We start from the raw sequence: 9985 nt of genomic DNA, 5'->3' as shown, positions 1-9985 counted from the left end.
CCACCTCCCCCCACCACGCCGCCGCCCGCCGCCAAGCCGTCCAGGAAGCCCTCCAGCGCGCCCGCGAATACGCCGAAGCCCTCGACACCCGACTCGGCGCCCTCCTCGAACTCAGCGACACCGGAAGCGTCGGCGGAGCCACCTTCACCACCGCGACCTACGGCGGCGCCGGGATCATGCGCTCCGCCCGCGCGGAAACCGCCGCCGAAGCGGCCCCCCTCGACCTCGAACCCGTACGCCAGAACATCGACGCCCAGGTCGAAGCGGCCTTCACCCTCATCCCGCCGAACCTCGGATAAACGCTCATCAGAGCACCCCTCCGCACAATTCAACAGTTGTCAATAACCCTTCATCCAAAGGTTGTTGAGGTGTCACGCAGAGCCAAATACCTACCCGTAGGTAAGGTTTAGTCTCGAACCATGCGCCGAGCGAAAATCGTTTGTACCCTGGGACCCGCAACCGACACATACGACCAGATCAAAGCCCTGGTCGAAGCCGGAATGGACATCGCCCGCTTCAACCTCAGCCACGGCAGCTACGCCGAACACGAAGAGCGCTACCACCACGTCCGCAAGGCGTCCGAGGAGACCGGCCGCAACGTCGGCATCCTCGCCGACCTTCAAGGCCCGAAGATCCGCCTCGGACGCTTCCGCGAAGGCCCCGTACTCCTTGAACGCGGCGACACCTTCACCATCACCGTCGAACCCCTCGAAGGCGAAGGCACCGGCGACATCTGCGGCACCACCTACGATGGACTCGCCGCCGACGTCACCACCGGCGAACGCATCCTCGTCGACGACGGCCGCGTCACCCTCGAAGTAACCGGCGTCGAAGGCCCCCGCGTCCACACCACCGTCATCGAAGGCGGCATGGTCTCCGACAACAAGGGGCTCAACCTCCCCGGCGTCGCCGTCTCCGTCCCCGCCCTCTCCGAAAAGGACATCGACGACCTCCGCTGGGCCCTGCGCATCGGCGCCGACATCATCGCCCTGTCCTTCGTCCGCACCGGACGCGACATCGACGACGTCCACCGCATCATGGACGAGGAGAACCGCCGCCTCCCCGTCATCGCCAAGGTCGAGAAGCCCCAGGCCGTCGACAACATCGACGACATCGTCGCCGCCTTCGACGGCATCATGGTCGCCCGCGGAGACCTCGGCGTCGAAATGCCCCTGGAACAGGTCCCGATCGTCCAGAAGCGCGCCATCAAGCTCGCCCGGCGCAACGCCAAACCGGTCATCGTCGCCACCCAGATGCTCGACTCGATGATCGACAACTCCCGCCCCACCCGCGCCGAGGCCTCCGACGTCGCCAACGCCATCATCGACGGCACCGACGCGGTCATGCTCTCCGGCGAGACCAGCGTCGGCAAATACGCCATCGAGACCGTCCGCACCATGTCCCGCATCGTCGAGGCCGCCGAGGAAGACCTCCTCGCCAAGGGCCTCCCGCCCCTCACCGAGCGCAACAAGCCCCGCACCCAGGGCGGCGCCGTCGCGAGGGCAGCCGCCGAGATGGGCGACTTCCTCGGCGCGAAGTTCCTCGTCGCCTTCACCCAGAGCGGCGACACCGTCAAGCGCCTCTCCCGCTACCGCTCACCCATTCCGCTCCTCGCCTTCACCCCCGACGAGGCCACCCGCGCCCAGCTCAACCTGACCTGGGGCGTCGAGACCTTCCTCGGCCCGCACGTCGACTCCACGGACGCGATGGTCGCCCAGGTCGACGAGGAGCTGCTGCGCATCGGCCGCTGCAAGAAGGGCGACGTCGTGGTCATCACCGCCGGCTCCCCGCCGGGCGTCGCGGGCTCCACGAACCTGGTCCGCGTCCACCACATCGGCGAGGACGACAGCCCGAAGTAGGGCGGCTCGGGATCAGCTCAGTATTTCGGCCCGACGTGCGCATCCATGAGGGCTACGGATGCCCGTCGGGCTACGGAGATGTTGTAGGGCTTGCCCGCGCGCGTGCAGTGCGTCCAGGTGATGCCGAGCGCGTCGAGGGTGTCGGTGTAGAGGCGGCGGATGTCGTCGGAGACGTTGGTGAAGTAGTACCGGGGGTATTCGTAGCGCTTGTGTTCGCCTTTGACGATCCGGGTCGTCCAGTTCATGTTCCGGCATCCGTCGGAGTGGACGAGGCCCCGGACGAGGTGCCAGGGGTGGGAGTCGACGATCTCCTGTTGCCATGCTTCGAGTACGATCGGCCGCTCGTGCTTCTTGCCTGGCCCATGCTGAGGGAAGGCGCAGGTCCAGTGTCTGCTGTACGACTTCACTTCGACGCAGTTGCTCCTATGCCGCCGCCCGGTGCGCGGCATGGGCATGACTCTGCGCATGGCTGCCTCCGCCTCGTCGATGACTCCCGGCCAGGCGGCGTCGCAGAAGATCGACAGGTGGTGTTGCTTGCGCTTCGACGTGATGTGGCCGTCGCCGAGATACAGGCCCAGTAAGTAGGCGTACGCCGGACGGACGAGCTCCCGGCCCGTGCAGACGGGGCAGTCGGTGGGCTGCTCGTACTGCACTCCGCGCCGCTTGCGGTCCTCGTGCAGCCACCAGCCCACGGTGCCGCGCGGCACGTTGAGGCGTTCCGCCACTGCTCGGTTGGTGGTGCCGCTCCGCAAGAGGGCGAGTGCTTCGTCGCGTTTCGACGGGTTGTGCTGCTCCATGCGGCGGAGTCTTGCGCGATCTTCGAAAGTGCACGCTCGATTCGAAGGTGCGTTCACCGGCAAGGGTGAAGATCGTCAAATTACCGCTAGACCTTGGAATCCAAGGAGAAGTGCCCCGAGTCGGATTCGAACCGACGCTGTATGGGTTTTGAATCCATCGCCTCTGCCGCTGGGCTACCGGGGCCCCTTCGAAACGAAGGATAGCGGTGACCCTCCGTGCCTCAAACATACCGTAACTAGGTAGGCTCTTGGGAGCTCACCCCTGTCCTTACCGAGGAGCCCCGTGACCACCCCCGAGTCGCCCCAGCCCGTAGACGCCGTCGACGACGACAAGTCGCACGTCCCGCCGCTGACGACCCGCGTCGTCATCGCCGAGGACGAGGCCCTCATCCGCCTCGACCTCAAGGAGATGCTGGAGGAGGAGGGTTACTCCGTGGTCGGTGAGGCGGGCGACGGGCAGCAGGCCGTCGAGCTGGCCCGGGAGCACAAGCCGGACCTGGTCATCCTGGACGTGAAGATGCCGGTCCTCGACGGGATCTCCGCCGCCGAGAAGATCGCCGAGGAGTCCATCGCCCCGGTCCTGATGCTCACCGCCTTCTCGCAGCGCGACCTGGTCGAGCGGGCCCGGGACGCCGGGGCCATGGCGTATCTGGTGAAGCCGTTCAGCAAGAGCGACGTGGTGCCGGCCATCGAGATGGCCGTCTCCCGGTTCGCGGAGCTGAAGGCGCTGGAGAGCGAGATCGCGGACCTCTCGCAGCGGCTGGAGACCCGGAAGCTGGTGGACCGGGCCAAGAGCATCCTGCAGACGGATTACGGGCTCTCCGAGCCGGCCGCGTTCCGGTGGATCCAGAAGACGTCGATGGACCGCCGGATGTCGATGCAGCAGCTGGCGGAGGCGCTGATCGAGGACGCCGAGGAGAAGAAGAAGTCGGCCGAGTAGCCGCGTGGACGTACGAGAAGCGAGAGGCCCGCACCCGGGGCGAACCGGGTGCGGGCCTCTCGCGTACGGCAGGGGTGTCAGTCCTCGCCGAGGTAGGCCTTGCGGACCGACTCGTCGTGGAGCAGGTCCGATCCCGCGCCGGAGAGGACGATCTTGCCGACCTCCATGACGTGACCCTGGTCCGCGAGGGACAGGGCGGCCTGGGCGTTCTGCTCGACGAGCAGGATCGTGGTGCCCGACGCCTTGAGCTCGACGATGGTCTCCATGATCTTCTGCATCATGATCGGGGAGAGTCCCATGGAGGGCTCGTCGAGCATGAGCAGCTTGGGCTGGGACATCATGGCGCGTCCCATGGCGAGCATCTGCTGCTCTCCGCCCGAGAGGGTGCCCGCGGCCTGCTTCCGGCGTTCCCCGAGGATGGGGAAGAGGTCGTAGGCGCGCTGGACGTCCTTCTCGATGCCCGCCTTGTCGTTGCGGAGGTAGGCGCCGAGGAGGAGGTTCTCGGTGATCGTCAGCCGGGGGAAGATGTGGCGGCCCTCGGGGGAGTGGGCGATGCCCAGGGAGACGATCTTGTGGGCGGGGATGTTGGCCAGCGGCTTGCCCTCGAAGAGGATGCGGCCGCTGAGCGGCTTGAGCAGTCCGGAGAGGGTGCGCAGCGTGGTGGTCTTGCCCGCGCCGTTGGTGCCGATGAGGGTGACGACCTGGCCGGCGTCGACGGTGAAGGAGATGCCCTTGACCGCTTCGATCTTGCCGTAGGCGACCCGGAGGTCTTCGACCTCTAGCAGTGCGGTCATCGGGTGCCCTCCTCATCGGTGCTGGTGGTGTCGGGCGTGGTGTCCTTCGCCGGAGTGGTGGTGCTGGTGGTCGTTCCGGCGTGGGCTTCGGCTGCTTCGACCTCGGCGACTTCTTCGGCGCCGGGGGCGCCTTCGAAGGGGGTGCCGAGGTAGGCGGCGACGACGCGTTCGTCGGCCTGGACGGCGCTGGGGGTGCCCTCGACGAGTTTCTCGCCCTGGACGAGGCAGGCGACGCGGTCGCAGAGGTTGAAGATGAACCGCATGTCGTGCTCGATGACGAGGACGGCGATGCCCTGGTCCCGGATGGCGAAGATGAGTTCTTCGGTGACGCGGGTTTCCTGGGGGTTCATGCCTGCGGTGGGCTCGTCCAGGAGGAGGAGTCCGGGGTCGCTGGCGAGTGCGCGGGCGATTTCCAGCTTGCGCTGGTCTCCGTAGGGGAGGTTGCGCGCGAGGTGGTCGGCCTTGTCCTGGAGGCCGATGAACTCCAGGAGTTCCATGGCGCGTTCGCGGCTGGCGTCTTCTGCCTTGTGGTAGCCGGGGAGGCGCAGGAGGGCCGACCAGAGGCCTTCCTTGGTCCGGGTGTGGCGTCCGACGAGGACGTTCTCCAGGACGGTCATGTTGGAGAAGAGCCGGATGTTCTGGAAGGTGCGGGCGATGCCGGCCTTGGTGACGAGGTGGGGCTTGGGCGGCAGGACGGTGCCCTTGTAGCTGACCTTGCCCTCGGTGGGGATGTAGAGGCCGGTGAGGCAGTTGAAGAAGGTGGTCTTGCCGGCGCCGTTGGGGCCGATGAGACCGACGATCTCGCCGCTGTTGACGGTGAGGTCGACGTTGCGGACGGCGGTGAGTCCGCCGAACCGCATGGTGACGCCGCTGGCGTCGAGGACCGTGGTGGTGGTCGGGGTGCTGGTTTCGGTGGTCATGTGATCACGCCCCCGCCTTCGTGGTGCCGGCGGTCGTCCGGGTGAGTGGGGCGTCCTCCGCCGGGACGTCGAGTTGGCCGGTCTCGTGGAATTCGAGCTGCTTCCTGCGGTCGGCGACGAGCCCTTCGGGGCGGAAGCGCATCAGGAGGATGAGCGCGATGCCGAAGAGGAAGAGCTGGTAGTCCTGCATGAACTGCAGCTTGGCCGGGATGAGGTAGAGCAGTGCCGCGCCGACGAGGGGTCCGCTGAGGGTTCCCATGCCGCCGAGGATGACGGCGGCGAGGAGGAAGGCGGAGTTCGGGGGCACGGAGCCGGCGAACTGGTACTGCTCGGGCGTCACGGTGTAGGAGACGTGGGCCTGGACGGTACCGGCGAGTCCGGCGAGGGTGGCGCCGAGGGCGAAGGCGAGCAGCTTGAGCCGGAAGGCGTTGATGCCCATGGCGGTGGCCGCGGTCTCGTCCTCGCGGATGGCGACCCAGGCGCGGCCGATGCGGGATTCTCCGGAGCGTCGGAAGACCAGGACGACGACGGCGGTGAAGACGAGCATCAGCAGGTAGTAGTTGGCCGACCTGCCGAGGGTGAATCCGGCGATGTCGTGGCTGACGCCGAAGTCGAAGCCGAAGAGGTTGAGGTCGGGGATGCTGGGGATGCCCTGGGAGCCGTTGGTGAGGTCGGGGCCGCTGACGCCGTTGAGGGCGTTGACGGTGAGCCGGAAGATCTCGCCGAATCCGAGGGTGACGATGGCGAGGTAGTCGCCGCGCAGTCGCAGGGTCGGGGCGCCGATGACGACGCCGAAGATCAGTGAGGCTGCGGCGCCGGTGAGGACGGCGGCCCAGAAGGGGAACTGGACGCCGACGGGGGAGAGCGGGGAGCCGGAGACCAGGGCGGCGGCGTAGGCGCCGACGCCGAGGAAGGCGACGTACCCGAGGTCGAGGAGGCCGGCGAGGCCGACGACGACGTTGAGGCCGAGCGCGACGGTCGCGAAGATGAGGATGTTCGCGCCGATGAGGGCGTACTGCTCGTTCTGCTGGGTGAAGGGGAAGCAGAACGCCGCGATGAGTGCGGCGGCGAGCGTGACGTTGCGGTGCTTGGTGGTCAGCCGGGTGATGCGGGCGATGAGCCCGGCCCGGGTGAGGGCCGTGAAGCCGAACGCGACGCTGATGATGTAGCCGATGAAGAGTTCGGCGTACTCGGTGTCGATGCCGTAGGTGAAGACGTGCAGGGCGACGCCGAAGGCTCCGGCGATGATGAGGATCTCGGCCCAGTTGGGGAGGTCCTTGGCGCGCGTGGGAGCGGGGGCCCGGAGGCTGTTGACGAAGCGGTTGAGCGGGGTGGGGCGGGTGGTGTCGTCGAGTTCCTGGTCGGCGGGGAGGCCGAGGGCGGCGACGGTGGCGATGATCGCGCCGGTGAGGCTGACCCAGGCTCCGGGTTCCAGGTTGACGACGCCGCCGAGCTTGACGGCGATGGCGCCGACGGTGAAGCCGAGGGTGCCGAGGGTGCCGAGGGCGGCGAGTCGGACGGGGCTGTTGGCGCCGCCCGGGGTGAGCCAGCCGAGTCCCTTGATCCCGTAGCCCGAGAGGGCGAAGAGGAGGGTGAGGACGGTGCTGACGAGGGTGAGGACCTGGAGGCCGCCGGGGTAGCCGGTGACGGTGAGGTCGCCGGGGAATTCGGCGGTCCAGGTCCAGGCGAGGAAGGTGCCGATGAGGGCGATGGCCGCGCCGGCGGTGGTGAGGTGGCGGGCGGCGGGCAGCGCGATGAGGGCGCTGTTGGCGGGTGTGGTCTTGTTGGTCATGGTCATCACGCCCGATCCGCGACGCGTTCGCCGAGCAGGCCCTGGGGGCGTACGAGGAGGACGATGATGAGGAGTGCGAAGGCCCATACGTCCTTCCAGGCGCCGCCGCCGAAGAGTTCCATGCCGGGGACTTCGCTCATGTAGCCGGTGGCGAGGGCTTCGGCGACGCCGAGGACGATGCCGCCGAGCATGGCGCCGTAGATGTTGCCGATGCCGCCGAGCACGGCCGCGGTGAAGGCCTTGAGGCCCATGATGAAGCCCATGCGGAAGCCGATCTGGCCGTTCTTGAGCCCGTAGGCGACGGCGGCGACGGCGGCGAACGCGGCACCGATGGCGAAGGCCATGACGATGATGCGGTCGGTGTTGATGCCCATGAGCTTGGCGGTGTCGGGGTCCTGCGAGGTGGCCTGCATGCCGCGGCCGGCCCGGGTCTTGGAGACGAAGAAGCCGAGGGCGAGCATGCACAGGGGGGCCACGACGAGGACGAAGACGTCGCCGCGCTGGATGGTGGCGCCGAGGATGTCGAAGGCTTCGCCCTCGAACTGGGGGAAGGAACGGTCCTTCGTGGCGTTGGGGTACCACATCCACACCGCTTGCTGGAGGGCGAGGGAGAGCCCGATGGCGGTGATGAGTGGTGCCAGGCGTGGACCGCCGCGCAGGGGCCGGTAGGCGAAGCGTTCGGCGGCCATGCTGATGGCGACGGCGGCTATGACGCCGCCGACGATCATGAGGGGTATCGCGGCTATGAGGGAGAATCCGGACGGAAGCCCGAGGTAGACCGTGAGGGCTCCGAAGCCCCCGATCATGAAGATCTCGCCGTGCGCGAAGTTGATGAGCTGGATGATTCCGTAGACCATCGTGTAACCGATCGCGATGAGACCGTACATCGCGCCGAGGATGAGTCCATTGGCCAGCTGTTGCGGCAGTTCGTTCACCGCAGGGCCTCCGTGGAGTGGTTCGGATATGGCACCGCGCGGGAGGGCTCGTAGCGCTCCCGCGCGGTCTGGTTGCTTTGTGTGATGGTGGCGGGGGTGTGGCCCGGCCGGTGATTACTCGACGGTGCCGCTGACCTTGGAGACCCACTTGCCGCCGGTGACCTGGTAGGCGGTCATCAGGGTGTTGGTGGTGTCGCCGAACTCGTCGAAGGAGACGGGGCCGGTGACGCCCTCGAACTTGACCTTGTCCATGGCCGCGAGGACCTTGGCGCGGCCGTCGTCCGCGGGGATCTTGCCGTCGTTCTCGGCGGCGACGATCTTGACGGCCTCGATGATGGCCCAGGTGGCGTCGTAGGTGCCGCCGCCGTAGGCCTCGTAGGCGTCCTTGTAGCCGGCGGTCTTGTAGTCCGCGATGAACTTCTTGGCGGACTCCAGCTCCTCGACGGGCTTGCCGACGGAGGTGGCGATGTCGCCTTCGGCCTTCTTGTTGAGGGAGATGAAGTCGGCGCTGTACATGCCGTCGCCGCCCATGAAGGGGATCTTGACGCTGTCCTTGATCTGCTGGCTCAGCGGGGCGCCGGCGGGGTACTCGCCGCCGTAGTAGACGGCCTTGGCCTTGGAGCTCTTGACCTTGGTGGCGACGGAGTTGAAGTCGCGGTCCTCGGGGTTCACGTGGTCGCTGCCGACGATCTTGCCGCCGAGCTCGGTGAACTTCGCCTTGAAGGAGGCGGCGAGACCGGCGCCGTAGGGCTTCTGGTCGTCGATGAGGTAGACGTCCTTGATCTTCGCGGTCTCGAAGAGGTACTTGGCCGCGAAGGCGCCCTGGATCTGGTCCGTGGTGGCGGTGCGGAAGTAGGACGCGTACGGGCGCTTCTTGTCGCCGGTCTTCCAGTTGTTGCCCTGGGTCAGCTCCGTGCCGGTGTTGGCGGGGGAGACCTGGGTCAGCTTGGCGTCGTTGAGCGGCTTCTGCATCGACTGGGCGACGCCGGAGTTCAGCGGGCCGACGACACCGAGGACCTCGTCGGTGCCTATGAGCTTGACGGCGTTCTGCTGGCCGACGGAGGGCTGGGCCTGGTCGTCGAGCGCCTCCAGCTTGAAGGTGACGCCGGGGACGGTCTTGTCCTTGTTCGCCGTCTTGACGGCGAGCTCGGCGGAGTTCTTGATGCCGAGGCCGAGGGCGGACAGGTCGCCGGTGAGCGGGGCGTCGAGGCCGATGACGACCGTCTGGTTGCCTCCGTCGCCGCTGCTGCTCTTGCTGTCGTCGCGCGAACCGCAGGCGGTGAGGGTGAGTGCTCCGGTGGTGAGCACTGCGGTGAGTGTGAGCAAAGAACGGTGTCGCACGAAAAGTCCTTTCCCTGGCGCGGCCTCCTCTGCTTGAGGTGCCGTGACGATCGCCGGGCCGTACTGGGTTGGTACAGGGCCGTGCAGCAGACGCGCCCGGCGGCGCGGTGACTGGCGGTGACTCTAAGCGCAGCCGGGGGCCATCGGGACCGGTCGGCGGTGGATGTGACTCTCTTGTTATGCCCTTGAGCAAGGCTTGAGGTTCCTGTGAGGACATGTGACGGTTTCGCCTGGAGTGCGAAAGGACCACATGGTGAGAACGCGCAGCTCTGCTAAGGGGCTTGGGGTGATCTTGGTGCTGACGCGGTTCGATGGTCGCGGTGGGCGCGGCGAAGATCCCCGGGTGTCCGCGGCCGGGGTGTGCGGCTGGATTCCGCATTGCCTGCACGTTACGCAGTGTTACATCGGTGCTCGGGTCGGCGGGGCCGCGGGACTGATGTGGCTGCTGAGTGGCTCACGGAACACGCTGTGACGTCAAGGAAGTTGACCGAGTGTGTTGGTCAACTGACGTTCTTTGATGGGGATATGGCACTGCCCGGCCGGAATGCACGGGGTGTGATTCTGGCCGGGCAGGTGGGGTCGCGCCGTGTGGGGCGCGGGGGTTGGC

9 protein-coding genes and 1 tRNA gene are annotated in these 9985 nt (G+C 67.3%); 3 read left to right on the top strand and 7 right to left on the bottom strand.

Annotated elements, in window-relative coordinates:
- A partial coding sequence (locus HET64_RS31730) for an SIMPL domain-containing protein (RefSeq protein WP_215110598.1) occupies positions 1–299 on the top strand: 299 nt, incomplete at its 5' end.
- 120 nt (positions 300–419) lie between these two features.
- Positions 420–1859 carry a pyruvate kinase gene (gene pyk / locus HET64_RS31725; RefSeq protein WP_215110597.1) on the top strand — a complete coding sequence of 480 codons (1440 nt, stop codon included), beginning with the start codon at positions 420–422 and terminating at the stop codon, positions 1857–1859.
- A 17-nt stretch (positions 1860–1876) separates the two neighbouring features.
- Here the strand turns inward: pyk and HET64_RS31720 are convergent, their stop codons facing one another.
- Both HET64_RS31720 and HET64_RS31715 read right to left on the bottom strand, forming a co-directional pair.
- Positions 1877–2656 (bottom strand): helix-turn-helix domain-containing protein, encoded by a 780-nt coding sequence (locus tag HET64_RS31720; RefSeq protein WP_215110596.1) that lies wholly within the window; start codon positions 2654–2656, stop codon positions 1877–1879.
- A 111-nt stretch (positions 2657–2767) separates the two neighbouring features.
- Positions 2768–2840: transfer RNA gene (locus HET64_RS31715), tRNA-Leu, on the bottom strand.
- Positions 2841–2939: 99 nt separating this feature from the next.
- Here HET64_RS31715 and HET64_RS31710 point away from each other — a divergent pair.
- Positions 2940–3596: an ANTAR domain-containing response regulator gene (locus HET64_RS31710; protein ID WP_003969810.1), complete on the top strand. Its 657-nt coding sequence runs from the start codon at positions 2940–2942 to the stop codon at positions 3594–3596.
- 77 nt (positions 3597–3673) lie between these two features.
- Here the strand turns inward: HET64_RS31710 and HET64_RS31705 are convergent, their stop codons facing one another.
- The 5 genes from HET64_RS31705 to HET64_RS31685 all read right to left on the bottom strand — a co-directional run bounded on the left by HET64_RS31705 (position 3674) and on the right by HET64_RS31685 (position 9363).
- Complete coding sequence (locus HET64_RS31705) at positions 3674–4390, bottom strand: ABC transporter ATP-binding protein (RefSeq protein ID WP_097934349.1); 717 nt, start codon at positions 4388–4390, stop codon at positions 3674–3676.
- Positions 4387–5310 (bottom strand): ABC transporter ATP-binding protein, encoded by a 924-nt coding sequence (locus HET64_RS31700; protein WP_215110595.1) that lies wholly within the window; start codon positions 5308–5310, stop codon positions 4387–4389. Before HET64_RS31700 ends, HET64_RS31705 begins: the two co-directional genes overlap by 4 nt.
- A gap of 4 nt (positions 5311–5314) precedes the next feature.
- A complete protein-coding gene (locus HET64_RS31695) occupies positions 5315–7108 on the bottom strand; it encodes a branched-chain amino acid ABC transporter permease (RefSeq protein ID WP_215110594.1) in 1794 nt (597 codons plus the stop codon).
- Complete coding sequence (locus HET64_RS31690; protein WP_215110593.1) at positions 7108–8037, bottom strand: branched-chain amino acid ABC transporter permease; 930 nt, start codon at positions 8035–8037, stop codon at positions 7108–7110. Before HET64_RS31690 ends, HET64_RS31695 begins: the two co-directional genes overlap by 1 nt.
- A 114-nt stretch (positions 8038–8151) precedes the next feature.
- On the bottom strand, positions 8152–9363 hold the full coding sequence (locus HET64_RS31685; protein WP_215110599.1) for a branched-chain amino acid ABC transporter substrate-binding protein: 1212 nt from the start codon (positions 9361–9363) through the stop codon (positions 8152–8154).
- Between the last annotated feature and the right edge of the window lie 622 nt (positions 9364–9985).

Origin of the sequence: Streptomyces sp. McG3 (assembly GCF_018619185.1) — a bacterium.
Taxonomy (GTDB): domain Bacteria; phylum Actinomycetota; class Actinomycetes; order Streptomycetales; family Streptomycetaceae; genus Streptomyces.
This window is presented reverse-complemented; position numbering and strand designations above follow the sequence as displayed.

Bases quoted from the DNA above. Each gene is read 5' to 3' on its own strand.
- pyk (WP_215110597.1), top strand. From the start codon at position 420: ATGCGCCGAGCGAAAATCGTTTGTACCCTGGGACCCGCAACCGACACA.
- HET64_RS31720 (WP_215110596.1), bottom strand. From the start codon at position 2,656: ATGGAGCAGCACAACCCGTCGAAACGCGACGAAGCACTCGCCCTCTTG.
- HET64_RS31705 (WP_097934349.1), bottom strand. From the start codon at position 4,390: ATGACCGCACTGCTAGAGGTCGAAGACCTCCGGGTCGCCTACGGCAAG.
- HET64_RS31700 (WP_215110595.1), bottom strand. From the start codon at position 5,310: ATGACCACCGAAACCAGCACCCCGACCACCACCACGGTCCTCGACGCC.
- HET64_RS31695 (WP_215110594.1), bottom strand. From the start codon at position 7,108: ATGACCATGACCAACAAGACCACACCCGCCAACAGCGCCCTCATCGCG.